Genomic DNA, 23,909 nt, shown 5'->3' on the forward strand with positions numbered 1-23,909 from the left:
AACTTTCGCAGCGCGGATTTTTCAAAATATAAGAACGGCTTATGAATAACCCGCGCAATATTTCATACGAAAGGCTGAGATCATGTTGCAGAATATTACCTCTCGCTTGCCGGATAGCCGCATTACACTAAGCTTAACTTCACGCGGCACAGATAAAGGCACTGCCCTTGAGCCGCGAGGTGAAAGAATCCTCTTTTACTGAATGCAATATGATGTCTAATGTTTCACACTCTGGAGGTTAGAGATGGCAAACCATCGTGGTGGTTCAGGTAATTTCGCTGAAGACCGTGAAAGAGCATCAGAAGCAGGTCGTAAAGGTGGCCAGTCCAGCGGGGGCAACTTCAAAAATGACCCTCAGCGCGCATCAGAGGCTGGTAAAAAAGGGGGTAAAAATAGCCACGGCAGCAACAAGTAGTACGCCGGGTTAACTCTCTGCCGCCGGGTTTCCCGGCGGTTTTTTTATGTCTGTCACATTGAACTGTCGCCAAAGGCATCGCACACTACAGGATTGAATCTTCGTGCTGGTGTCTCATGTCCGTTTCCCGTTTTACCTTCTCCATAAAGCCTCAGGAAGCCATCCTGATCCTGATCACCATGTTCTGGGGCGGAACCTTTCTCGCCGTTCAGTACGCGGTCACGCTCAGCGATCCCTTTTTCTTCGTCGGGCTGCGCTTTGCAACGGCGGCCATTGCCGTAACGCTTATCTCGCTGAAAACCCTGCGCGGGTTGACTCTGCGGGAGCTTAAAGCCGGCGTGGCCATTGGCGTGGCGATTGCCATGGGCTACAGCCTGCAAACGTGGGGACTACAGTCTATCTCCAGCAGCAAATCCGCCTTCATCACCGCCATGTACGTGCCGCTGGTGCCGCTATTGCAGTGGCTGTGCCTCGGCAGGATCCCGGGCCTGATGTCGTGCATCGGCATCGTGCTGGCGTTCATCGGTCTGATTTTATTAGCCGGGCCGGAAAATAATCTGCTGGCGCTGGGGCCGGGGGAGATCATCACCCTGGTGGGGGCCGTTGCCATTGCGGCAGAAATTATTCTGATTAGCGCCTGGGCAGGAAAAGTGGACGTCAAGCGTGTGACCGTTGTGCAGCTTGCCACCGCGTCGCTGGTGGCGTTCGCGACAATGGTACCGGCAGGGGAGTCTGTCCCGCCGATGTCCACCGGACTGATCGTGGTGGCGCTGGGGCTGGGCATTTTCAGCGCCATTATTCAGGTCACCATGAACTGGGCGCAGCGCAGCGTGTCGCCGACGCGGGCGACGGTCATTTACACCGGTGAACCGGTGTGGGCGGGGATATTCGGGCGTATTGCCGGGGAGCGTCTGCCGCTGCTGGCGCTGTTGGGCGCGGCGTTTATTATCGCCGGGGTGCTGGTGAGTGAGTTGAAGTTAAAAAAACGACGTAAGGCGACTGCCGGATTGAGCGCTGAACAAGGGGCAGATAGCTAACAATGCGCATTCTGCCCGTTTAACCCGGCGGCGCTTCGCTTGCACGGGCCTACAATTGGCATGTAGGCCGGGTAAGCGTAGCGTCACCCGGCTATTTCAGGTTCAGGGGGTGATGGCTTCCGCTTGCGGTACATCCCTTTTCCGGCGGCAAAGCAGGGCGTTGAGCAGGATCGCGCCGAACGTCGCCGTGCCAATCCCGCCAACCGTAAATCCGCCCAGCGTCAGGGCGAAATCCCCCGCACCCAGCACCAGCGTCACCGCCACCATGATCAGGTTACCGTTCTGGCTCAGGTCAACATGGTTCTGCACCCAGATGCGAGCTCCCGCGACGGCAATCAGACCAAAGACCACAATCGAGGCGCCGCCAATGACGGGGGCCGGAATGGTGTGGATCAGCGCGCCGAATTTCGGTGAGAAGCCGAGCAGCATCGCCATGACCGCTGCCGCCACGAAGACCAGCGTGGAGTAGACTTTGGTCACGGCCATGACGCCGATGTTTTCCGCGTAGGTCGTGACGCCGCTGCCGCCGACCGAGCCGGAGAGCATGGTCGCCAGACCGTCGCCCACAAACGCCCGTCCCATATACGGGTCTATATTGCGCCCGGTCATTCCCGCTACGGCTTTCAGGTGACCCAGGTTTTCAGCCACCAGAATCACCGCGACAGGCGCGATGAGCATCATCGCCTGAGCGTTAAAGGTGGGCGAGGTCAGCTGCGGCATGCCGAACCAGGCGGCCTGATGAATCAGCGTGAAATCGACCGGCTTGCCAAAACCGAACGCGTTCGTCAGCAGCGCGTAGATCAGACAGGCCGCAATCAGCCCGATCAGGATCAGCAGCCGCTGGATCATCCCGCGCGTAAAGACCGCCACCACGCCGATGCACAGCACCGTCATCACCGCCATCCAGCTTTCAAACGGCGAGCCGGAAACGCTCTTCACCGCTATCGGCGCCAGGTTCAGGCCAATCGCCATCACCACCGCCCCGGTGACGACGGGGGGCATCATCCGCTCGATCCAGCGCGTGCCGACTTTCATTACCACCAGACCGATCAGGGTGTAGACCAGCCCGCAGGCGATAATGCCGCTGAGGGCCACGCTCAGGTTGGGGTTAATACCCTGGCCGTTAAACCCGGTCGCAGCAATAACCACCCCCACGAAGGCGGCGCTGGAGCCCAGATAGCTGGGCACGCGCCCGCCGGTGACAAAAAAGAACAGCAGGGTACCGATACCTGACATCAAAATGGCGAGGTTAGGATCCAGCCCCATCAGCATGGGCATCAGCACCGTCGCGCCAAACATCGCGACCGCATGCTGTACGCCCATCACCATCGTCTGCCCGAGTGGGAGCCTTTCATCCGGCGCGACCACGCCTGCGTCTGTGGAGGTCGATTTCAACTGCCAGTGGGGAAGTCCGAACATGATCTGTCTCCTCGTACGGGTTAACAGGCGGGTCGCATAAGCGCGTGGTAGCCGCGGTCGAACCACACCAGCCCTTGCGGCGCAGGATGGCGAACAATGGACACAATGTCGCAGAACAGAATGTCGTGGGTGCCGACGCTGACCACCTGGCTGATGCGGCAGTCGAACGAGGCCAGCGCCGCCTCCAGACGCGGGCAGCCCGTCTCACCCGTCTCCCATTGCGCGGCGGCAAAGCGTTCCTCCATCGGGGTTTTGCCGCCAAAAAGAGTGGATAACGGCTCCTGTCCGGCGCTGAGCGTATTTACGCACAGGGTGCGGTTTTCGCTAAACGTCGGCCAGACGGACGCGCCGCGGTTGAGGCAAACCAGCAGCGTCGGCGGCGAATCGGTCACGCTGCATACCGCGCTGGCGGTAAAGCCCGCCATTCCCGCCGGGCCGTCGGTGGTGATGATATTGACCGCCGCACCGACGCAGGCCATGGCGTCGCGGAACGTTTGTTGGTCGGGTGTCGTCATGATGGCTCCTTACGCCAGTCCGCAGACATCTTCGAAGGTCAGACGCGGTAAGCGTCCATAGACTTTGCTCATATCGCCATAGCCGATGTTGATCAGCAGGTTGCTTTTCAGCAGCGTGCCGGTGAAAAAGGCATCGTCGACCTTTTGCCTGTCAAAGCCGGACATCGGCCCGGTGTCCAGCCCCAGCGCGCGGCAGGCGAAAATCAGGTAGGCGGCCTGCATTGCGCTATTGCGAAAGGCCGTTTCTTCGGCGTGTGCGGGGCTGGAGGTAAACCAGCGCTTTGCATCGGCGTGCGGAAACAGTTCGGGCAGGCGCTCATAGAATTCGCTATCCCAGGCGACAATCGCCGTGACCGGGGCAGTGAGCGTTTTTTCCAGGTTGCCGCTGGAGAGCGCCGGGCGCAGCTTCTCTTTTCCCTCAGCGCTTCGCACAAAGACAATGCGCGCCGGTGAGCAGTTAGCAGACGTTGGGCCCCATTTCATCAGGTCATATATCTCGCGCAGCGTCTCGTCGCTGACCGGGATATCCAGCCAGCCGTTATGGGTGCGTGCGCCGGTAAACAGCGTTTCCAGCGCGGCGGGCGTAATGGCTTCGCTCATTAAAACTCCTTACAAAGCGGGTTCAGGGCTGTGCAGCAGGCTGGCAAGCCCGTTCAGCAGCAGGGTGTTAAAGGTGTCCGGCTCGGTCACGTTGCAGGCATGCCCGCCCTGGCGCATAACCGTTTTACGGGCATGCGGAAGGGCGGCGTGCAGTTCAGCAGAGCAGACGGACGGCACCAGCAGATCGTCGGTGGAACAGATAATCTGCACGGGGCAGCGAACGCGTTCAGCGTGGCGGCTAAAATCGGCCTGTTTCAGCGCATGCAGCCGGCGCAGCAGGTTGGCTTTGCCCTGAAAATGGGCCAGCGCCAGCGCTTCTTCGGCCTCCAGGCGCGGGGCGCGGGCGGCCATCCAGTCTGCCGGGTAGAGGAACAGCGGCTGCGCCTCGACCCACGCCTGTGCGCCACCCGCATGCAGTAGGCGTTCGCGGACGTCAAAACAGCGGCGGGTATGGGCATTGAGGGTCAGCCAGCCGTTGACGCAGACCAGCGCGGTAAGGGCGTCGGGCTTATCGATGGCCAGCCGCAGGCCCACCAATGCCCCCAGCGCGTGGCCCACCACGCAGTAACGGGCGAACCCGGCCCCGGCTAACGCCAGCGCAAGCTCGTCGGCCATCTGCGCCAGGGTGTAGTCTTCCGGCAGGGTATCCGGGTTATTTCCCGTGCCCCGCTGGTCATAGCACACCACCTGATACTCTTGCCCCAGCACGGCGAGCTGGGGCAGCCAGTAGCTCCCGCTGCCGCCGAGCCCGGCAATCAGCACCACCACGGGTGCGCCCTCGAAGGGGGGCGGTGAAATAGACAGTTTCATGGCCGCCTCACTGTGCAATGTGCGCCACGGTGGCGATTTCAACCAGCGCGTCCGGCTTCACCAGCCCGCACTGAATGCAAAACCGCGCCGGTTTATCCCCGGGGAAAAACTCCGCGTAGATTTCATTAATCGCGGCGTAGTTTTTCCAGTCGGTGATAAAGATGCTGTTGAAGGTCACGTCCTCCATGGTGCCACCCGCCGTTTCGATCACGGTTTTGATCGTCTCCAGCACGTGGCGGGTTTGCGCCTTTGGGTCGTTGATAAACACCACGTTGTTGTCTTTATCAAACGGCAGCGTGCCTGAGACATACACCACGCCGTTGGCGAGGGTGCCGGGAACGAACGGGGCAATCGGAGTGCTGGTGCCCGGCGGAATAATCACGGATTTCGGCATAGCGGTTCTCCTCAGGCGATACGGGCGAGCGGGGGATCCAGCGCGTCGCAGAAATCATTGACGTTACTGACCCAGCCAAAAAAGGTTTCGATATTGAACAGGGCGGCTTTCTGGGCGAAATCCGGTCCGGCCTGGTGGGTGGCGTCTTCCAGCACCACGCCAAAATACTCGAGGAAAAAGCCGTCGCGCAGGGTCGACTCCACGCACACGTTGGTGGCAATGCCCGTAAAGACCAGATGACGAATGCCCCGGCTGCGCAGCAGGCTGTCGAGCGGGGTATTGAAAAAGCCGCTGTAGCGCGGTTTCGGCAGCACGATATCGCCAGCTTCCGGTACCAGCTCATCCACCAGCTGATAATCCCAGCTGCCTTTCGCCAGCAGCGTGCCCTGGAGTTCAGGCCGTTTGCGCATGGTCTTCAGTGCGTTGGATTTATGGAAGTTGGGTGAGCCGGGGCCGCCGGCCTCGACGTACTGGTCGTCCCAGCCGTTCTGGAACCAGACGATGAGCATGCCCGCAGCGCGCGCGGCGTGCACGGCGGTTTTGATGTTCTCGATCACCGGCCGCGTGGCAGAGACGTCAAACCCTGCCAGATCGAGATAACCGCCTTTGCTGGCATAGGCGTTTTGCATGTCCACCACGATAAGCGCGCTCTGCTGCGGCGCAAAGGTGATGGCTTCCGGGCGAGCGTTTAACGTCGTCATTACGCCACCTCCTTCGTGACGGCAGGGATGTGGGCGCGGCACTGCATCAGCGGCTGAATGCGCTCGCCGAATGTTTCCACGCCACTAAGAAAATCATCGAAGGTCAGCAGCACGCCTTCCGCGCCGGGCACGGCAGCCACTTCGTCGAGCATTCTGGCGACGCTGGCATACGAGCCCACCAGGGTGCCCATGTTGATGTTGACGGCGGAGGTCGGGTCGGCCATCTGGCGCACGTTGGTGTCCGCGCCGGAGCGGGTGTCTTTCTGACTCTGCTCGGTAAGCCAGCTCAGGGCGTCGTCGTCAGCGCCGTCCTTGTACCGCTCCCATTTGGCGCGCGCGGCGTCGTCGGTTTCGTCGGCAATGACCATGAACAGCACGTAGGAGCCCACGTCGCGCCCGGTTTTGTCGGCGGCCTCTTTCATCCGCGCGGCGGTCGGGGCGAAGGCGGCAGGGGTGTTAACGCCTTTCCCGAAGCAGAAGTTGAAGTCAGCATATTTCGCGGAGAATTCCATCCCCGCGTCGCTCTGCCCGGCGCAGATCACCTTCATCGGCACCGACGGCTGCGGACTGACGCGGCAGTCGTTCATGGTGAAGAAGTCGCCTTTGAAGTCGCTTTTGCCGGTGCCCCACAGATCGCGCAGCACCTGTACGTATTCGGTTAGGTAGTCGTAGCGGCGGGAGAAGTAATCATCCCCCGGCCAGAGCCCCATCTGCTCGTACTCCGGCTTTTGCCAGCCGGTGACCAGGTTAACGCCAAAGCGTCCGCCGGAAATGGAGTCAATGGTGGAGGCCATCCGCGCCACGATCGCGGGCGGAAGGGTGAGGGTGGCGGCGGTGGCGTAAATCTGGATGCGGGAGGTTACCGCCGCCAGGCCCGCCATCAGGGTAAAGGACTCCAGGTTGTGGTCCCAGAATTCGGTCTTGCCGCCGAAACCGCGCAGCTTAATCATCGAGAGCGCAAAATCGAAATGGTAGTGTTCCGCCTTCTGCACGATAGCTTTGTTCAGCTCAAAGGTCGGCATGTACTGCGGGGCAGTGGTCGAGATAAGCCAGCCGTTGTTGCCGATCGGTACAAATACGCCAATTTTCATCACGAACCTCTCTTCATTACGTCGCAGGTGTAACGGCGTTTTTGCAAAGGAAGTGCCAGTTTTAAAATCTGCTTTTTTATTAATGTGTTAACTATTGGTTGATTATCTGGGTGCTAAAAATGTGGACTGACTGGTCAAAAACATTGCACAGAAAACAGGCGCTCATGCGCGATGGGAGTGCAGAAGGTCGTGGCGAGGCGGGGGTTTTGCTATGCTGAGCGCAGGAAAGAAAATGGAGAGCGGAAATGACACAAGGCGCAGTGAAAACACCCGGAAAACGTTCGCAGGCGGTGAGCGCCAAGAAACAGGCGATCCTCAGCGCCGCGCTGGAGACCTTTTCGCAGTTTGGTATTCACGGCACGCGTCTTGAGCAGGTGGCTGAGCAGGCCGGGGTCTCCAAGACCAATCTGCTCTACTACTACCCGTCGAAAGAGGCGCTGTATGTGGCAGTGATGCAGCAGATCCTCGATATCTGGCTCGCGCCGCTCAAGGCATTTCGCGAAGAGCTGGCCCCGCTGGTGGCGATCGAGGAGTACATACGCCTGAAGCTGGAGGTGTCGCGTGATTATCCGCAGGCATCCAGGCTGTTCTGTCTGGAGATGTTACAGGGCGCGCCGCTGTTGCAGGCGGAACTGACCGGCGATTTAAAGCAGCTGGTGGACGATAAGTCGGCCATTATTGCCGGATGGGTCGCCAGCGGAAAGCTGGCGCCGGTCGACCCGCAGCATCTGATCTTTATGATCTGGGCCGCTACCCAGCACTACGCTGACTTCGCGGCCCAGGTTGAGGCGGTGACCGGTAAAACGCTTCAGGACGAGGCATTTTTCCAGAGCACCCTCGAAAACGTGCAGCGGATGATTATCGAAGGGATCCGCGTGCGTTAATTGCCCGGCGGGAGAGGGCAGCTTAGGTCGCCCTCTTCACACTGCATCAGCGAGGCCAGAAACGCTTCGCGCTCCACGGTTTTCTCCGCCAGACACTGGTTCACAATCATTGGCTGAACGCTCCCGCCTTCCGTGCCCGAACCGATAAACGCGCAGTCCGCGTCGCGCAGGCTAATCCACGCCTGCTGCGCTTTTTTCAGCAGGTCGCGCTGGGGTGCTGCCGCCCGCTTGATGGCGGCCTGATACGTCTCGTTAAGCTTTTTATCGGCGGCCTGATACTGCTGCGCGCTACAGGTGTTCAGTTCAAGCTGCGTAGTGGCGTTGTCGCACTCGTTGGCCAGCGCGCTGGTGCTGAGCAACAGTGCTGCCCCTGCGAGAAATACTCTTTTCATCATCCCCTCCATGTAAAAAAGCCGGATGCGCTGTGCTTATCCGGCCTGCGGTTATTGTGTAGCCCCGGTAAGCGTAGCGCCACCGGGGAGTTTACACGATTATCCGATTGTCATCAGGCTGGCGTTACCGCCCGCCGCCGCCGTGTTGACGCTGAGAGAACGTTCAACGTACAGGCGCTCCAGCAGCAGGTTTGTTTCTCCGCGGGCGAAGCCCTGCACCGAAACAATCGCGCCGCTGCGGGCCGCGACCTGCTCGCACAGTTCGCGCAGCTGGTCGGAATCACCGTGGTAGATCACCGCGTCAAACGGCTGGGTCAACAGGGCGTCAGCCTTGGCAAAGCGAATGCGCGCCGAGACCGCTTTTGGCAGCTGTTTGGCGAGGTCGCGATGCAGGTCATCTTCCGGCCACAGCACCTCACAGCCCGTTGCCGTCGCGGCAGCCAGCTGCACCAGCGCGTCCTGCTCGTTATCCGCCACGCACAGCACGCGCTCGCGCGGCATCAGCGTCCAGGTGTTGCGCTCGCCGGTAGGGCCCGGCAGCAGACGCTGCGTACCGGCCTGCGCCAGCTCGCCGTACTGCTGCGCAATCGCACGCAGTTCAGGACGGTTATCAGCCCACTTAATCAGGGCGTCCAGCGGCTGGGTCAGCACGGCTTTTACCTGCGCGTCCACCGGATATTCAGCGTCCTGACGCGCCAGCGTCACGCCCAGCGCATTTTCCGGACGGTTTGCCAGCAGACGGTACAGATAGAGCGGACCGCCCGCTTTCGGACCCGTACCGGAAAGACCTTCGCCGCCGAACGGCTGTACGCCCACGACTGCGCCAACCATGTTACGGTTGACGTACAGGTTGCCCACTTTGGCATTGCCGGTTACCTGGGCAATGGTTTCGTCGATACGGGTATGCACGCCGAGCGTCAGGCCATAACCCGAAGCGTTAATCTGATCGATAAGCGCGTTGAGGTTGTTACGGCTGTAGCGCACCACGTGCAGCACCGGGCCGAAGACCTCTTTTTTCAGCTCGTCGAAGCTTGCCAGCTCGATAAGCGTTGGCGGCACGAAGGTGCCGGTCTGCCACTCGCGGGCATCTTCACCGTTCTCGCGCACCGCCTGGAACACCGGACGGCCTTTGGCACGCATAGTCTGAATGTGGTTTTCAATGTTGGCTTTGGCTTCCGCGTCGATCACCGGCCCGATGTCGGTGGTGAGACGGCCCGGGTTGCCCATGCGGCATTCCGCCATCGCGCCGCGCAGCATCTTCAGGGTGTGGTCAGCCACGTCATCCTGTAAGCACAGCACGCGCAGGGCGGAACAGCGCTGGCCTGCGCTGTCGAAGGCGGAGGCCAGCACGTCAACAACCACCTGTTCGGTCAGCGCCGAGGAGTCCACGATCATGGCGTTCATGCCGCCAGTTTCGGCGATCAGCGGCGTCGGACGGCCCTGTGCATCCAGACGGGTAGCAATGTTGCGTTGCAGCAGGGAGGCCACTTCGGTCGAACCGGTAAACATCACGCCGCGCACGCGGTTATCGGAGGTCAGTTTGGCACCCACCGTTTCACCGCGCCCTGGCAGCAGTTGCACCACGCCCGCCGGTACGCCGGCTTCCAGCAGAATGTTAATGCCCTGAGCGGCAATCAGCGGGGTTTGCTCCGCCGGTTTTGCCAGCACGCTGTTGCCTGCGGCAAGGGCCGCGGCAATCTGACCGGTGAAGATTGCCAGCGGGAAGTTCCACGGGCTGATACAGACCACCGGACCGAGCGGGCGGTGCGTTTCGTTGTCGAAATCATCGCGCACCTGACCGGCGTAGTAGTGCAGGAAGTCGACCGCCTCACGCACCTCGGCGATGGCGTTGCTGAAGGTTTTCCCCGCCTCACGCACCAGAATGCCGATGAGCGACTGCATCTGATCTTCCATCAGCACCGCGGCACGTTCCAGAATAGCGGCACGCTCCTGCGGCGGGGTGGCAAACCAGATTGGCGCGTTATTCACCGCGCTCTCCAGCGCCTGATCCACTTCCGCTTCCGTGGCTTCGCGCACGTAGCCGACGATATCCTTCGGCTCTGCCGGGTTGATCACCGGCTGCATTTCACCGTCCTCAACGGACTGCTCAAGGATTGGTTTGGCCTGCCATTTCTGCAATGCGCTGTTGAGCAGGGCAGAAGAGAGCGACGCCAGGCGGTGTTCGTTCGCCAGATCCAGGCCCGCCGAGTTGACGCGGCCCGCGCCGTACAGCTCGCGCGGCAGGGCAATTTTCGGATGCGGCAGACCAATCTGGCCTTCCTGCGCCGCCAGCTTCTCTACGGCCTGTACCGGATCGGCCACCAGTTCGTCGAGCGGCAGCGTGGTGTCGGCAATCCGGTTAACGAAGGAGGTGTTTGCCCCGTTCTCCAGCAGACGACGCACCAGGTACGCCAGCAGGGTTTCGTGGGTGCCCACCGGGGCATAGATACGGCACGGACGGTTCAGCTTGCCGTCGGCCACTTTCCCGGTCACCTGTTCGTAGAGCGGCTCACCCATGCCGTGCAGGCACTGGAACTCGTACTGGCCCGGATAGTAGTTTTGCCCCGCCAGGCTGTAAATGGCCGCCAGGGTGTGGGCGTTGTGGGTGGCGAACTGCGGATAAATCAGGTTCGGCACGCCGAGCAGTTTTTTCGCACAGGCGAGGTAAGAGACGTCGGTGTACACCTTGCGGGTATAGACCGGATAACCTTCCAGCCCTTCCATCTGGGCGCGTTTGATTTCGCTGTCCCAGTAGGCGCCTTTCACCAGGCGGATCATCAGGCGGCGACGGCTGCGGCTGGCCAGGTCAATCAGGTAATCAATGACGAACGGGCAGCGTTTCTGGTAGGCCTGGATAACGAAACCAATCCCGTTCCAGCCCGCCAGCTCCGGCTCGAAGCACAGTTTTTCCAGCAGATCGAGGGAGATCTCCAGACGGTCAGCCTCTTCGGCGTCGATGTTGATGCCGATGTCGTACTGACGCGCCAGCAGGGTCAGGGATTTCAGGCGCGGATAGAGTTCTTCCATCACCCGGTCATACTGCGCACGGCTGTAGCGCGGGTGCAGGGCAGAAAGCTTGATAGAGATGCCCGGACCTTCATAAATACCGCGGCCGTTAGACGCTTTACCGATGGCGTGGATCGCCTGCTGGTAAGAGACCATGTAGGCCTGCGCGTCGGCGGCGGTCAGCGCCGCTTCACCCAGCATGTCGTAGGAGTAGCGGAAACCTTTGTCTTCCAGCTTGCGGGCGTTCGCCAGCGCTTCAGCAATGGTCTCCCCGGTGACGAACTGCTCGCCCATCAGGCGCATCGCCATGTCCACGCCCTTGCGGATCAGCGGCTCGCCGCGCTTGCCGATAATGCGGTTCAGCGAGCGTGACAGGTTGGCTTCATTATGGGTAGAAACCAGCTTGCCGGTAAACAGCAGGCCCCAGGTGGCGGCGTTAACGAACAGCGACGGGCTGCGGCCAATGTGGGACTGCCAGTTGCCGTTGCTGATTTTGTCGCGGATCAGCGCGTCGCGGGTGGCTTTATCCGGAATACGCAGCAGCGCTTCTGCCAGACACATCAGCGCCACGCCTTCCTGAGAAGAGAGAGAGAACTCCTGCAACAGGCCCTGCACCATGCCGGCGCGTCCGCTGGCGGTTTTCTGGTTACGTAGCCTGTCGGCGAGCTGATACGCCAGGCTGTGCGCCTGAGCGGCCACGGCTTCCGGCAGGCGTGCCTGCTCCAGCAGCATCGGAACGGCGTCGGTTTCGGCACGGCGGTAAGCGCCGGTAATGGCGGCACGGCTGACGGACTGCGGCAGGATCTGCTCGGCGAAGTCGAGGAAGGGCTGGTGGTTCTCTTCAACGGCCGTTACGGCCTCTTCGCTTTCGTTCGCTGCGCCCGCCAGCAGGGCAGGCAGCTCCGGCAGACCTTCTTCACTCTCCAGTCTTTCCAGATAGTTAAAAATCGCCTGCTTGATTAACCAGTGCGGTGTGCGGTCGATGCGGGTCGCAGCGGTTTTAATCCGTTCGCGGGTAGCGTCATCCAGCTTAACCCCCATGGTGGTCATCCCCATGCCAAAACTCCTGTTGTTCTGTAATAGCGTTCTGTTGATAGCGTGAAATATCCACCATGTTGCAACTTTGTGCAACCGTGTTAAATGTGACCTGGGCTGCAAGCTGGAAAATGAATGGATTGTTAACGATTAGTTAGCTGAGAAAAAGAACGCGCGACGGTTTACGAAGCCAGTTTTTATGCGGTGCTTAACACTTTTTAAAGGTGCAACCCGTAAAAGCGTGAGCGAGTGCAACCTATAGGAAAGACGTATAAAACCAGGGATGAAATTCATGTAAATGCAGTGTTAAATCGTTTGTCAGTGGGAAGCGTATACGGCAGGATAGCGCGCCCAACGGAAACACATACACACATCACTACGTTCCGGTGATGACATAACAAGGCAACCCGGACGGTTGTCGCTCGACATTTTGGAGAATTTGAATGGCTATTAGCACACCGATGCTGGTGACATTTCTCGTTTATATTTTTGGCATGATCCTGATAGGGTTTTTGGCATGGCGTTCCACTAAAAACTTTGACGACTACATCCTTGGCGGGCGCAGCTTAGGCCCAATGGTTACCGCGCTCTCTGCGGGCGCATCCGACATGAGCGGCTGGCTGCTGATGGGGCTGCCGGGCGCGATTTTCATCTCCGGTATCTCCGAAAGCTGGATCGCCATCGGCCTGACCGTCGGTGCGTGGATCAACTGGAAGCTGGTGGCAGGCCGTCTGCGCGTGCATACCGAAGCCAACAACAACGCCCTGACGCTGCCGGACTACTTCACCGGGCGCTTTGAGGATAACAGCCGCGTTCTGCGTATTATCTCTGCGGTGGTGATCCTGTTGTTCTTCACCATCTACTGCGCCTCCGGCATCGTGGCGGGCGCACGCCTGTTCGAAAGCACCTTCGGCATGAGTTATGAAACGGCGCTGTGGGCCGGTGCGGCGGCGACCATCCTTTATACCTTCGTGGGCGGGTTCCTGGCGGTAAGCTGGACCGACACCGTGCAGGCGAGCCTGATGATTTTCGCCCTGATCCTGACCCCGGTGATTGTCATTTTCACCGTCGGTGGCTTTGGCGAATCGCTGGAAGTGATCAAGCAGAAGAGCATCGAAAACGTCGATATGCTGAAAGGGCTGAACTTCGTGGCCATCGTCTCCCTGATGGGCTGGGGCCTGGGCTACTTCGGTCAGCCGCACATTCTGGCGCGCTTTATGGCGGCGGATTCTCACCACACCATCGTTCACGCGCGTCGCATCAGCATGACGTGGATGATCCTGTGTCTGGCGGGCGCGTGCGCGGTTGGCTTCTTCGGCATTGCGTACTTTAACAACAACCCGGCGCAGGCGGGCGCGGTGAACCAGAACGCCGAGCGCGTGTTCATCGAGCTGGCGCAGATCCTGTTCAACCCGTGGATTGCCGGTATCCTGCTCTCCGCGATCCTGGCGGCGGTGATGTCTACCCTGAGCTGCCAGCTGCTGGTGTGCTCCAGCGCCATTACGGAAGACCTGTACAAAGCATTCCTGCGTAAGGGCGCGAGCCAGAAAGAGCTGGTGTGGGTAGGGCGCTTTATGGTGCTGCTGGTGGCGCTGATTGCCATTGCGCTGGCGGCCAACCCGGAAAACCGCGTGCTGGGGCTGGTAAGCTACGCCTGGGCGGGCTTTGGCGCCGCGTTTGGTCCGGTGGTGCTGTTCTCCGTGCTGTGGTCACGCATGACCCGCAACGGCGCGCTGGCGGGGATGATCATCGGTGCGGTGACCGTCATCGTCTGGAAACAGTTCGCGTGGCTGGGCCTGTACGAAATCATCCCGGGCTTCATCTTCGGCAGCCTCGGTATCGTGGTGTTCAGCCTGCTGGGTAAAGCGCCGTCTGCCTCTATGCAGAAACGCTTTGCGGAAGCGGATGCGCACTATCACTCTGCACCGCCAACGAAGCTTCAGGCTGAGTAATTTTCCCCTCACCCTGACCCTCTCCCCAAAGGGGAGAGGGGACAGACCGTTCACCCGTTCGAGATGATAAATGATGATTAAAACAGGGTTGATGATGGCAGCATTACTGCTGCTGGCGGGGTGTAACGCTCCCACGCAGCATGCGGCGGTGGAGACCTGCAAAGCGGATAACCAGATGCAGCAGACCACGCTCTATTTTGGCTTGAATCGCCCGGCAGGGGCGCAGATTACCGGCAGCGAGTGGCAGCAGTTTGTTGACCAGGACGTGACGCCGCGTTTTCGCGATGGCTTAACGGTGGTTGATGCCCGCGGGCAGTGGCTGGGGAACGACGGAAAAGTGGCGCGTGAACCCAGCAAAGCGTTAATGCTGATCCACGGTAAAGACGCGCAGAGCGAGAAGAACATCGAAGCGTTGCGCGGGATCTATAAGTCTCGTTTCGCGCAGGAATCGGTGATGCGGGTCGACCAGCCGGTGTGCGTGCAGTTTTAATGAAAACGGCGGGAATTCCCGCCGTTGTTGTTTTGTAGGCCGGGTAAGCGAAGCGCCACCCGGCATTGCATCAGAGCACCAACCCCGCAAAGCTCGCCGACAGCAGGCTCACCAGCGTCGCACCGTATACCAGGCGCAGACCAAACCGCGACACCACGTTACCCTGCTGCTCGTTCAGGCCTTTTATTGCCCCCGCTACAATGCCAATCGAGGCGAAGTTAGCAAAAGACACCAGGAACACGGACAAAATACCCAGACCGCGCGGGGACATTTGATGGGCTATTTTTTGCAGCTCAATCATCGCCACAAATTCATTCGCCACCAGTTTCGTTGCCATAATACTCCCCGCGTTTAAGGCATCGCTCAGCGGAATACCGATAAGCCACGCCAGCGGATAAAATACGTAACCCAGGATCTGCTGGAAGCTCATGCCAAATACGCTGGAGAAAAGGGCATTAACGGCGCTAATAAGAGCGATAAAGCCAATCAGCATCGCCAGAATAATCATCGCCACCTTAAAGCCCGCCAGAATATATTCGCCCAGCATTTCAAAGAAGCTCTGGGATTCATGCAGCTTTTCCAGTTTGATATCGGGTTCGGCTTCCGGGCGGGCCGGGTTAATGACCGAAAGAATAATAAAGGTGCTGAACATGTTCAGGATCAGCGCCGCGACGACAAATTTGGCGTCGAGCATGGTCATGTAGGCGCCAACAATCGACAGCGAAACCGTCGACATCGCCGTTGCGGCCATCGTAAACAGGCGACGCGAGGAGAGATCGCCCAGCACGCCCTTATACGCAATGAAGTTTTCAGACTGACCGAGGATCAGCGAGCTCACCGCGTTGAAGGATTCCAGCTTGCCCATGCCGTTGAGCTTTGAAAGGAGCGTTCCGATAACGCGAATAAAAATCGGCAGAATGCGCCAGTGCTGAAGAATACCAATCAGTGCCGAGATAAAAATAATGGGGCAGAGTACACCCAGGAAAATGAACGCCAGCCCTTTTTCACCCATCCCGCCAAAGACAAAATTCGTCCCTTCGGCAGCGAATTTAAGCAGAGACTCAAAGAAACCTGAGACATATTTAATAATGAACAGGCCGCTTTGCGCATGCAAAAAAAAGAATGCCAGCACGATTTCAATCACGATCAGCTGCAAGACGAAACGAATACGAATTTTTCGGCGGTCGAAACTCACCAGCCAGGCAAGCGCAAGAATAATCACCAGCGCCAGCAGGAAATGAACAATTTTAAACATGGGTTATTTTCAGTTGGTTTTCGAGGCGGACATTTAGCCACAGCCCCGGTTAACCGTAAATGGGCAATTTTTTATACCTTATAAACGTAACGGTTGCTCAGGCAATTATTACTCCGCAATGCGTTTACATCTGGTCATCAAAACTCCACATATTTCGCTTGTTTTTCTTTGTGCCGTAATGATAATCACTATCACTAGAATTTACGTTTCTTTGCATCAGTTGACCGCGATAAACATTTAAGGTGTCGGCATGTTTGTTCCTTTTCTCATTATGTTACGTGAAGGCCTTGAAGCGGCCCTGATCGTGAGCCTTATCGCCAGTTATCTGAAGCGTACCCAGCGCGGTCGCTGGATCGGCGTGATGTGGGTTGGCGTTTTCCTTGCCGCAGCGCTGTGCCTGGGGCTGGGTATTCTTATCAACGAAACCACCGGTGAATTTCCTCAGAAAGAACAAGAGCTTTTTGAAGGCATTGTTGCCGTAATAGCCGTGGTGATCCTCACCTGGATGGTGTTCTGGATGCGCAAAGTCTCCCGTAACGTGAAGGTGCAGCTGGAGCAGGCGGTGGATAACGCCCTACAAAAAGGCAACCACCACGGCTGGGCGCTGATCCTGATGGTCTTTTTCGCCGTGGCGCGTGAGGGTCTGGAGTCCGTTTTCTTCCTGCTCGCGGCGTTTCAGCAGGACGTGGGCATCTGGCCGCCGTTGGGCGCGATGCTCGGGCTGGTCACGGCGGTTGTGCTTGGCTTCCTGCTCTACTGGGGCGGCATTCGGCTTAACCTGGGCGCGTTCTTCAAGTGGACCAGCCTGTTTATTCTGCTGGTGGCCGCGGGCCTGGCGGCAGGGGCGATCCGCGCCTTCCACGAGGCGGGCCTGTGGAATCATTTCCAGGACGTGGCGTTCGATCTCAGTAACGTTCTGTCCACCCATTCGCTGACCGGCACCCTGCTTGAAGGGATCTTCGGCTACCAGGAAACGCCGACCGTCAGCGAAGTGGCAGTGTACTTTATCTATCTGGTTCCGGCGCTGATCCTGTTCGCTATGCCGCCGCGTACCGGCTCGCAGGCGTCGCGCGTTGCGCCGTAAGTGCTGTATTAGTTACAACATACTTTTTAAGGGAAGAGTCATGACCAGTCAGTTCCGTCGTAGTGCGTCAGGCGCAGGCATTGCCGCGCTGTTCGTGTCTGCCTTCGCCGCTCAGGCAGCAGATATCCCGCAGGTAAAAGTCACCGTCAACGATAAACAGTGCGAGCCGATGACCATCACGGTTAACAGCGGTAAAACCCAGTTTATTATTCAGAACCACAGCCAGAAGGCGCTGGAGTGGGAGATCCTGAAAGGCGTGATGGTGGTGGAAGAGCGCGAAAATATCGCGCCGGGCTTCAGCCAGAAGATGACCGCCAATCTACAGCCGGGCGAATATGATATGACCTGCGGCCTGCTGACGAACCCGAAAGGTAAGCTGATCGTCAAAGGCGCAGCGACGGCAGACGCGGCCAAAGGCACGGCGCTGTTAAGCCTTGGCGACGCCATTACCGCCTATAAAGCCTACGTCACTAAAGAGACGGCGGACCTGGTGGCGGGCACCCAAGCCTTTACCGACGCGGTGAAAGCGGGCGATATCGAAAAAGCGAAATCGCTGTATGCACCTACCCGTCAGCACTACGAGCGCATCGAGCCGATTGCCGAGCTGTTCTCCGATCTCGACGGCAGCATTGATGCCCGCGAAGACGACTACGAGCAGAAGGCCGCCGATCCGAAATTCACCGGCTTCCACCGTCTGGAAAAAGCGCTGTTTGGCGATAATTCCACCAAAGGAATGGAGAAATATGCCGCTCAGCTGAACACCGACGTGCTGGAGCTGCAAAAGCGCATCAGCGAGCTGGCCTTCCCGCCGTCGAAAGTGGTGGGCGGCGCGGCGGGCCTGATTGAAGAAGTGGCCGCAAGCAAAATCAGCGGTGAGGAAGATCGCTACAGCCACACCGACCTGTGGGACTTCCAGGCGAACGTTGACGGCGCGCAGAAAATTGTCGATCTGCTGCGGCCTCAGCTGCAAAAAGAGAACGGCGAGCTGCTGGCGAAAGTGGATGCCAACTTCAAAAAGGTCGATACCATCCTGGCGAAGTACCGCACCAAAGACGGGTTCGAAACCTACGACAAGCTGACCGAAGCCGACCGTAACGCGCTGAAAGGCCCGATTACAACGCTGGCGGAAGATCTCTCCCTGCTGCGCGGCGTTCTGGGTCTGGATTAAGCACGATGAACAAGCATGACGAGTACGACGTCGCTGAGCCTTCACGGCGTCGGTTGTTAAAAGGGGTAGGGGCGCTGGGCGGCGCGTTTGCCCTGGCGGGAGGTTGCCCGGTGGCGCAGGCGGCGAAACCGCAGAGCGCGCCCGGCACGCTGTCGCCGGATGCGCGCAGGGAGACGCAGCCGTTTTATGGCGAGCACCAGGCAGGGATTTTGACGCCGCAGCAGGCCTCGATGATGCTGGTGGCTTTCGATTCGCTGGCGAGCGATAAGGCCGACCTGGAGCGTCTGTTCAGGCTGCTGACCACGCGCATTGCCTTCCTCACCGCGGGCGGTCCGGCGCCGGAAACACCGAATCCGCGCCTGCCACCGATGGATTCCGGGATCCTTGGGGCGTTTATTGCTCCCGATAACCTGACCATCACCGTGTCGGTGGGGGAATCGCTGTTTGATGACCGCTACGGCCTGGCAAAGCAGAAGCCGAAAGCGCTGCAAAAAATGACCCGTTTTCCCAATGACTCTCTCGACGCGGCGCTCTGCCACGGCGATGTGCTGTTGCAGATTTGCTCCAATACCCAGGATACGGTGATCCACGCCCTGCGCGATATCATCAAGCACACGCCGGATCTGCTCAGCGTGCGCTGGAAGCGGGAAGGATTTATCTCTGACCACGCCGCGCGCAGTAAAGGGAAAGAGACGCCGGTGAACCTGCTGGGCTTCAAAGACGGCACTGCCAACCCGGACAGCAGCAATGCCGCGCTGATGAAAAACGTAGTCTGGGTGACGGCGGATCAGGGCGAACCGGCCTGGGCCGTGGGCGGCAGCTACCAGGCGGTGCGCATTATCCAGTTCCACGTGGAGTTCTGGGACCGCACGCCGCTGAAAGAGCAGCAGACAATTTTCGGTCGCGATAAGCAAACCGGGGCGCCGCTCGGCATGAAGCATGAGCACGATGAACCCGACTACGCGCGCGATCCAAACGGCGATGTTATCGCCCTGGACAGCCATATTCGTCTCGCCAATCCTCGCACCCGGGAGACGCAATCCAGCCTGATGATGCGAAGGGGTTACAGCTACTCGCTGGGTGTGACCCACTCCGGTCAGCTTGATATGGGGCTGCTGTTTGTCTGCTATCAGCATGACCTGGAAAAAGGATTTCTTACCGTACAGAAGCGGCTGAACGGCGAAGCGCTGGAGGAGTACATTAAGCCCATCGGCGGCGGCTATTTCTTTGCTCTGCCCGGAGCGCGTGACGCGAACGCCTGGCTCGCTCAGGGTCTGATAGAAGCCTGATAATCGTCCCTGCGACAGTTCGCGGGGACATTATTTTTTTCCTGTACTATCTTATTGTTATATTTCTGTAATATTTCTATATGAGACTGATTTTCCATGTAGGGGCAGTCTGAAAAGTTGCATTCAGGTAAAATAAATGTTGCATTTATGATAATCCCTGATGTACTTAAGAGAAGACAGCGGTAGTTCCCGGCAGTGATGTTACTCACTATGGAGATCGCGAATGGTTGCGTCCTGTACTGGACAAGGTAAACACAACAACCGCAGTACCCGGCGCGGAGGCTCAGACTCCGGCAGCGATTTCCTCACCACTAAATTCTCTCCTTCACCTCAAGAACCTGTTTCGACCGACGTGCATAGCGGTGCGCGTAGCCGTTCTGTATCGTCATCCGGTAATGCAAGCAATGGCTTACAAGGAAGCCAACCCTCTGATGTTCGTGCGCATAATCGTGCCGATGCTGGCGCGTGTGATGAATACCAACAACTCAAGGTGCTATCCATGGGAAGACAAAAAGCAGTGATCAAAGCTCGTCGTGAAGCAAAACGTGTGCTGAGACGGGATTCACGTAGCCATAAACAGCGTGAAGAAGAATCGGTCACCTCGCTTGTGCAGATGAGCGGCGTAGAATCCATTGGCATGGCGCGGGACAGCCGCGACGCATCGCCAATTGTGGCGCGTAATGAGGCTCAGGCGCACTACCTGAATGCTATCGAGAGTAAACAGCTCATCTTTGCAACCGGTGAAGCCGGATGCGGGAAAACCTGGATCAGCGCCGCCAAAGCGGCGGAGGCGCTGATTCATAAGGACGTGGAAAGGATCATCGTTACCCGTCCGGTACTGCAAGCTGATGAAGATCTGGGCTTCCTGCCCGGCGATATTTCGGAGAAGTTTGCCCCATACTTCAGGCCCGTCTATGACGTGCTGGTGAAGCGGCTGGGCGCTTCCTTTATGCAGTACTGCCTGCGACCAGAGATTGGCAAGGTGGAAATCGCGCCGTTCGCCTATATGCGCGGACGTACATTTGAAAATGCGGTCGTTATTCTCGACGAGGCTCAGAATGTGACCGCTGCGCAAATGAAGATGTTTTTAACGCGCCTCGGGGAGAACGTGACGGTGATCGTCAACGGCGATATTACCCAGTGTGACCTGCCGTCGGGCGTGAAGTCCGGCCTCAGCGATGCCATGTCACGTTTTGCGGAAGATGAGATGATTGGGGTGGTCCGCTTCACAAAAGAAGACTGCGTCCGCTCAGCGCTGTGTCAACGCACGCTGGAAGTCTATTCCGATTAAGATCATTCTTTTAAGCCATTTCTTCCCGGCGTCATGCCGGGAAGCTTCGTTTATTCCCACTGAAACAGTGACGTTTGTTTGAATCATATTTATTTCCTATAGCATTCATCGGGATTTAGAAATCGTTTTGCGGTATTAATAATATTACCGCCCATTACTTATGTGCGTTTTTCATACAAAAAGAAAAAGTGTGATATGTATTTATAATATCCACAAAATATCTATGAATATAATGATCGCGCTAATTGTTCGTTAAAATCAAACGTGAATGTTGTCACAGAACATGACTAAGCAGCAAAAATTAAGTTGGTGTCTTCTGGGTAATTATCTATGTTTCGTACTTGTTCAAACAAAATTCTAACAAGAAACACGCCGGGGGATCGTTTCCTCTGGAACATCACGCTGAGGGTCATACATGAACGAACTGGTTAGTGCAATTAACGGTGTTATCTGGAGCCCGGCGTTAATATTTTTATGTCTGGGTGTCGGCCTCTATTTTTCACTACGCAGTCGCTTTCTGCAATTACGCCATATTAAACATATGATTACCCTGATGTTTGAGGGACGCCCTACCGAGGCAGGCGTATCATCGTTTCAGGCGCTGACGATGACGCTGGCCGGTCGCGTGGGGACGGGGAATATCGCGGGGGTAGCGACCGCCATTACTTTTGGTGGACCGGGTGCGCTTTTCTGGATGTGGGTAGTGGCTTTTTTAGGGGCCAGTTCTGCTTTTGTCGAATCCACCTTAGGTCAGGTTTATAAAGAAAAAATTAACGGCGAATATCGTGGCGGCCCTGCCTTTTATATTGAAAAAGGGTTAGGCGTGAAGTGGTACGCATGGTTATTTGCTATCGTAACCATTTTCTCCTGCGGATTATTACTGCCAGGCGTGCAGGCAAACTCTATTGGTGCGAGTCTGGATATTGCCTTTGGCCTGAGTCCGAACGTCACGGCGGCATTACTTGCCCTGTTGTTAAGTTTTATTATTTTTGGTGGCGTGAAAAGGATCGCCAGTTTTAGCAGTATGGTGGTTCCGTTTATGGCGCTGGGCTATATTATTGTCGCCTGCGTGATTATCGCTATCAATATCGATCAGCTTCCCGCGGTTATTCTGCTGATCTGGAAAAGCGCTTTCGGGCTTGAAGCTGGCTTTGGCGCCATCCTCGGTCAGGCGATTATGTGGGGCGTGAAGCGCGGCGTCTATTCTAACGAAGCGGCGCAGGGTACCGGGCCGCATGCTTCATCCGCGGCGGCCGTAAGCCATCCGGTGAAGCAGGGGCTGGTTCAGGCGTTCTCCGTTTATATCGACACGCTGTTTGTCTGCTCCGCGACCGGCTTTATGCTGTTGATTACCGGGCTGTATAACGTCCAGGGTGTCGACGGTGCTGCCCTCTATACCGGTATTGCTGGCGTGGCGGCCGGTCCTGGCTATGTGCAGACGGCGATGGAAAGTATGATGCCTGGCTTTGGTAATTACTTTGTTGCCATCGCGCTGTTCTTCTTCGCCTTCACCACAATCATTGCCTACTACTACATCGCTGAAACCAATATCGCCTACATCAACCGTAAAATTCATCGCCCGTGGCTGACGTTCCTGCTGAAATTATGTCTGATGGCTTCCACCGTCTATGGCACCGTCCGCACTGCGGATCTGGCATGGGGGTTAGGCGATATTGGGGTAGGGCTGATGGCATGGCTCAACATTATTGCCATTGTTCTGTTGCATAAAAAAGCGTTTGCCAGCCTGAAAGACTATGAAACCCAGAACGCGCAGGGGTTGGATCCCCAGTTTGACCCGGTTCGGCTTGGGATAAAAAATGCCGATTACTGGCTGGAGGATCGCAGGGATGAAGAGGGTTTGAATAGCGGCCAGAGTCCTGCTCCCGAGGGAAAGCAACCGGCTGGAAAGCTGAATAGCTGAGGAATGGTTAAGACGGGCCCGTACTTTGTACGGGCTTTCTTTTATAGATGAGGCGGCTCAGTCTGCCCCGGGGGGATTGACTCGCTTCGCTCGCCCTGCGGGCAGCCTGTTCGCTTCGCTCTCAGTCTGTCCAACTGGCTGCGCCAGTTGTCGAACCCCGGTCGGGGGTTCTCATCCCCCCACATGCGTGCAATATGCGAAAAAAAAGCCCGCATTTTCATGCGAGCTCTTCTTCAAATATGGCGGTGAGGGGGGGATTCGAACCCCCGATACGTTGCCGTATACACACTTTCCAGGCGTGCTCCTTCAGCCACTCGGACACCTCACCATATTGTTTTGCTGCCTGACCGCTTGGGGGGCAACGGGGCGCTACTATAGGGAGTTGCGCGAAAGCGGTCAAGCAGATTTTCTGCATTCGTGCCTGTTCGGTTAAGCCTTAATCAGCTTATGGCGCAGCGCGCAGGATTAACGCTGCGAATCGAGCACTTCGCTGTTTTTCACCACCTCCTGCGCTTTGCCGTAGCTTTCGATCAGCAGCTGATAGGCCGGGAAGATATGGGTGTAGACTTCCGCCCACGCCGCCGCATCTTCACGATTCCATGTCCGCTGAATTTCGGAGGCAACGGCTGCCGTGTCCATCGGCACCACGCCTGCCTGTACCACACGTGCCAGGGTGATCTCCTGCGCCATTTTGCTGTACGTGCCGGAGGCATCAATCACCGCAAACACTTTATATCCGTCCGCCACCGCGCTGATAGACGGAAATGCCATGCAGACGCTGGTGATCGTACCGGCGATAATCAACGTTTTACGCCCGGTGGCTTTTACCGCCGCCACAAACTCCGGGTTATCCCAGGCGTTGATCTCACCTTTGCGTGCAACGTACTGGGCGTGCGGCGCGTTGGCGTGGATCTCCGGAATAAGCGGGCCGTTCGGCCCCTGTGGAACCGACGCCGTGGTGATCACCGGGATTTCCGCCAGCGTGGCGATTTTTGCCAGCGCCGCCGCACGGGCGCGCAGCTCAGGCATCGGCATATCGCCAACGGTCTGGAACAGCCCGCTCTGGTGATCGATAAGCAGCATAACGGCATCATCAACGTCAATAACGGGACGCGCACCGTTGAAGTTAGCAGGTGTAGACATAATGCTCTCCTTTATCA

The 23,909-nt window shown here is 57.8% G+C and carries 21 protein-coding genes and 1 tRNA gene; 10 read left to right on the forward strand and 12 right to left on the reverse strand.

Annotation, left to right across the window (positions count from 1 at the left end; all coding sequences use genetic code 11):
• Positions 1–244 precede the first annotated feature (244 nt).
• Entirely contained in the window at positions 245–415 is a 171-nt protein-coding gene (locus tag DBR02_RS18615) for a general stress protein (RefSeq protein ID WP_001273664.1), read from the forward strand.
• Positions 416–531: 116 nt separating this feature from the next.
• On the forward strand, positions 532–1,452 hold the full coding sequence (locus DBR02_RS18620) for a DMT family transporter (RefSeq protein WP_107535084.1): 921 nt from the start codon (positions 532–534) through the stop codon (positions 1,450–1,452).
• 102 nt (positions 1,453–1,554) lie between these two features.
• Here the strand turns inward: DBR02_RS18620 and rutG are convergent, their stop codons facing one another.
• From rutG to rutA, 7 genes are read right to left on the reverse strand one after another with little or no spacing between them, the layout of a single operon-like run.
• The gene (gene rutG, locus DBR02_RS18625; protein ID WP_107535085.1) at positions 1,555–2,871 is read right to left on the reverse strand and encodes a pyrimidine utilization transport protein G; all 1,317 of its coding nucleotides are present in this window, start codon (positions 2,869–2,871) and stop codon (positions 1,555–1,557) included.
• A gap of 20 nt (positions 2,872–2,891) precedes the next feature.
• Entirely contained in the window at positions 2,892–3,386 is a 495-nt protein-coding gene (rutF, locus tag DBR02_RS18630; RefSeq protein WP_102749649.1) for an NADH-dependent FMN reductase RutF, read from the reverse strand.
• Positions 3,387–3,395: 9 nt separating this feature from the next.
• Positions 3,396–3,986 carry a malonic semialdehyde reductase gene (locus DBR02_RS18635; RefSeq protein ID WP_107535086.1) on the reverse strand — a complete coding sequence of 197 codons (591 nt, stop codon included), beginning with the start codon at positions 3,984–3,986 and terminating at the stop codon, positions 3,396–3,398.
• Between the two features lie 9 nt (positions 3,987–3,995).
• Entirely contained in the window at positions 3,996–4,796 is an 801-nt protein-coding gene (rutD, locus tag DBR02_RS18640; protein WP_107535087.1) for a pyrimidine utilization protein D, read from the reverse strand.
• 7 nt (positions 4,797–4,803) lie between these two features.
• Entirely contained in the window at positions 4,804–5,190 is a 387-nt protein-coding gene (gene rutC / locus DBR02_RS18645) for a pyrimidine utilization protein C (RefSeq protein ID WP_107535088.1), read from the reverse strand.
• Positions 5,191–5,201: 11 nt separating this feature from the next.
• Positions 5,202–5,891, reverse strand: a complete 690-nt coding sequence (gene rutB, locus DBR02_RS18650) for a pyrimidine utilization protein B (RefSeq protein ID WP_107535089.1) — start codon at positions 5,889–5,891, stop codon at positions 5,202–5,204.
• Positions 5,891–6,982, reverse strand: coding sequence for a pyrimidine utilization protein A (gene rutA / locus DBR02_RS18655; protein WP_063866322.1), 1,092 nt, complete (start codon positions 6,980–6,982; stop codon positions 5,891–5,893). The genes rutB and rutA overlap by 1 nt, the downstream gene beginning before the upstream one ends.
• 245 nt (positions 6,983–7,227) lie before the next feature.
• On the opposite strand from rutA, the gene rutR reads away from it, so the two are divergent.
• Positions 7,228–7,866, forward strand: a complete 639-nt coding sequence (gene rutR, locus DBR02_RS18660) for an HTH-type transcriptional regulator RutR (RefSeq protein ID WP_023315786.1) — start codon at positions 7,228–7,230, stop codon at positions 7,864–7,866.
• Here the strand turns inward: rutR and DBR02_RS18665 are convergent.
• Complete coding sequence (locus DBR02_RS18665; RefSeq protein WP_063866323.1) at positions 7,863–8,258, reverse strand: lysozyme inhibitor LprI family protein; 396 nt, start codon at positions 8,256–8,258, stop codon at positions 7,863–7,865. The genes rutR and DBR02_RS18665 overlap by 4 nt on opposite strands.
• A gap of 99 nt (positions 8,259–8,357) precedes the next feature.
• Positions 8,358–12,320, reverse strand: coding sequence for a trifunctional transcriptional regulator/proline dehydrogenase/L-glutamate gamma-semialdehyde dehydrogenase (gene putA, locus DBR02_RS18670; protein WP_107535090.1), 3,963 nt, complete (start codon positions 12,318–12,320; stop codon positions 8,358–8,360).
• 422 nt (positions 12,321–12,742) lie between these two features.
• Between putA and putP the strand changes: the two genes are divergently transcribed.
• Together putP and DBR02_RS18680 are read left to right on the forward strand one after the other, a co-directional pair.
• A complete protein-coding gene (gene putP, locus DBR02_RS18675; protein WP_063866325.1) occupies positions 12,743–14,251 on the forward strand; it encodes a sodium/proline symporter PutP in 1,509 nt (502 codons plus the stop codon).
• 70 nt (positions 14,252–14,321) lie between these two features.
• On the forward strand, positions 14,322–14,741 hold the full coding sequence (locus DBR02_RS18680; RefSeq protein ID WP_045307917.1) for a DUF3574 domain-containing protein: 420 nt from the start codon (positions 14,322–14,324) through the stop codon (positions 14,739–14,741).
• A gap of 70 nt (positions 14,742–14,811) precedes the next feature.
• On the opposite strand, the gene DBR02_RS18685 is transcribed toward DBR02_RS18680, so the two are convergent.
• Positions 14,812–15,996: a NupC/NupG family nucleoside CNT transporter gene (locus tag DBR02_RS18685; protein ID WP_063866327.1), complete on the reverse strand. Its 1,185-nt coding sequence runs from the start codon at positions 15,994–15,996 to the stop codon at positions 14,812–14,814.
• A gap of 250 nt (positions 15,997–16,246) precedes the next feature.
• Here DBR02_RS18685 and efeU point away from each other — a divergent pair, with 250 nt between their 5' ends.
• The 5 genes from efeU (at position 16,247) to DBR02_RS18710 (ending at position 22,749) form a co-directional block, all read left to right on the forward strand.
• Positions 16,247–17,080 (forward strand): iron uptake transporter permease EfeU, encoded by an 834-nt coding sequence (efeU, locus tag DBR02_RS18690; RefSeq protein ID WP_063866328.1) that lies wholly within the window; start codon positions 16,247–16,249, stop codon positions 17,078–17,080.
• A gap of 40 nt (positions 17,081–17,120) precedes the next feature.
• Positions 17,121–18,248: an iron uptake system protein EfeO gene (gene efeO, locus DBR02_RS18695; RefSeq protein ID WP_063866329.1), complete on the forward strand. Its 1,128-nt coding sequence runs from the start codon at positions 17,121–17,123 to the stop codon at positions 18,246–18,248.
• Between the two features lie 5 nt (positions 18,249–18,253).
• The gene (efeB, locus tag DBR02_RS18700) at positions 18,254–19,537 is read left to right on the forward strand and encodes an iron uptake transporter deferrochelatase/peroxidase subunit (RefSeq protein ID WP_107535091.1); all 1,284 of its coding nucleotides are present in this window, start codon (positions 18,254–18,256) and stop codon (positions 19,535–19,537) included.
• Positions 19,538–20,036: 499 nt separating this feature from the next.
• Entirely contained in the window at positions 20,037–20,828 is a 792-nt protein-coding gene (gene phoH / locus DBR02_RS18705) for a phosphate starvation-inducible protein PhoH (RefSeq protein WP_172807014.1), read from the forward strand.
• A gap of 415 nt (positions 20,829–21,243) precedes the next feature.
• Positions 21,244–22,749, forward strand: a complete 1,506-nt coding sequence (locus DBR02_RS18710) for an alanine/glycine:cation symporter family protein (RefSeq protein WP_063866332.1) — start codon at positions 21,244–21,246, stop codon at positions 22,747–22,749.
• 240 nt (positions 22,750–22,989) lie between these two features.
• Here DBR02_RS18710 and DBR02_RS18715 read toward each other — a convergent pair.
• Both DBR02_RS18715 and DBR02_RS18720 read right to left on the reverse strand, forming a co-directional pair.
• Positions 22,990–23,077: transfer RNA gene (locus tag DBR02_RS18715), tRNA-Ser, on the reverse strand.
• 137 nt (positions 23,078–23,214) lie between these two features.
• Positions 23,215–23,892: an isochorismatase family protein gene (locus tag DBR02_RS18720; RefSeq protein WP_107535092.1), complete on the reverse strand. Its 678-nt coding sequence runs from the start codon at positions 23,890–23,892 to the stop codon at positions 23,215–23,217.
• Positions 23,893–23,909 lie beyond the last annotated feature (17 nt).

The organism is Enterobacter cloacae complex sp., assembly GCF_900322725.1.
Classification (GTDB): domain Bacteria; phylum Pseudomonadota; class Gammaproteobacteria; order Enterobacterales; family Enterobacteriaceae; genus Enterobacter; species Enterobacter quasihormaechei.